We start from the raw sequence: 1,371 nt of genomic DNA on the forward strand, positions 1-1,371 counted from the left end.
TCAGGCGGCCGGTGCCTTGGCCTCCTCCAGCAACTGCTTGATCATCTGCTCCTGCTCGGCATAGCGACCTTCACCGAAGTGGCTGTAACGCATCTGGCCCTTGGCGTCGATCAGGTAATGCGCCGGCCAGTATTGATTGCTGAAGTTGCGCCAGATCGCGTAGTCGTTGTCGATCGCTACCGGGTAGGTGATGCCGAGTTTTTTCACCTGATCCTTGACGTTGTCGATGATGCGCTCGTAGCCGTATTCGGGGGTGTGTACGCCGATCACCACCAGCCCGTCCTTCTCATATTTCTGCGCCCAGTCTTTGACATACGGCAGGGTGTGCTGGCAGTTGATGCAGTCGTAAGTCCAGAAGTCCACCAGCACCACTTTGCCGCGCAGGGATTCGGCGCTGAGTTCCGGTGAGTTGAGCCATTGCACAGCCCCCGACAGCGATGGCATCGCGCCCTGGGCCTCGTCCATCATCGAATCGGCGCGGACCTTGCTGACGAAGTAGTCGACCACTTTCGGCACGTTTTCCAGGACGTTTTTCTCGACGCTGGCCACGCCCTCCGAAGACGTATTGGCGAGCAGGGTTTTGTCGGCGCCCGTCGAAATCACCGCGACCGTAGCAAGTACCGCAACCCCGGCACCACGGCGCAACCAGCCGCTGAACGGGATCGACGGTTTCAGCCGATTGACCAGACCGCGCCCGGCAAAAATCAACGTGCCCAGCGACAAGGCACTGCCGACGCCGTAAGCCAGCAGCAACAGGCTGGTCTGGGCATTGGCGCCTTGCAACATTGCGCCGGTCAGAATCACCCCAAGGATCGGCCCGGCACACGGCGCCCACAACAGGCCGGTGGCGACACCGAGCATGATCGAGCCCATCGGTCCTGCACGTTTACGCGTGTCCTGATCGAGACGATTGCCGAGCGCGACAAACGGCCTGGTCAGCCAGTCACCGACGCGGGCCGAGATCAGCGACAGGGCGAACAGCGCCATGACCAGCAAGGCAACGTGGCGGCCGGTGTTGCTGGCCTGAATCACCCACTCGCTGCTGACCACCGCGAGGCTGGAGATCAGCGCAAAGGTCAGCGCCATGCCGGCGAGAGTCAGGAGGATCGAGGAACGGGTACGGTTGGCGCCAGCGAACAGAAACGGCACCACCGGCAGGATGCACGGACTGAGAACGGTCAGCAGACCGCCGAGAAATGCAATGAGGTACATAAGGGGTCACCTTGAAGTGGGGGCTGGGCACGCAACCGGCCAGCGAGGGAAACGTCCCTCGCTAGCTCGCTTTATTTACGCCGTGGCTCATGCAGTCTGGCCGTCGAGCAACTGCCCTTGAGGCGTACGACTGGCACCGTTTTCCGCGACCAGTTGGCC

1 protein-coding gene is annotated in these 1,371 nt (G+C 61.7%); it reads right to left on the reverse strand.

The genetic code is table 11. The features are described 5' to 3' along the window. Complete coding sequence (locus tag D6877_RS12985) at window positions 1-1,212, reverse strand: cytochrome c biogenesis protein DipZ (protein WP_130911045.1); 1,212 nt, start codon at window positions 1,210-1,212, stop codon at window positions 1-3. Window positions 1,213-1,371: the final 159 nt, after the last annotated feature.

The sequence above is a fragment of the Pseudomonas sp. Sample_9 genome, from assembly GCF_004307535.1.
Classification (GTDB): Bacteria; Pseudomonadota; Gammaproteobacteria; order Pseudomonadales; family Pseudomonadaceae; genus Aquipseudomonas; species Aquipseudomonas mercuritolerans.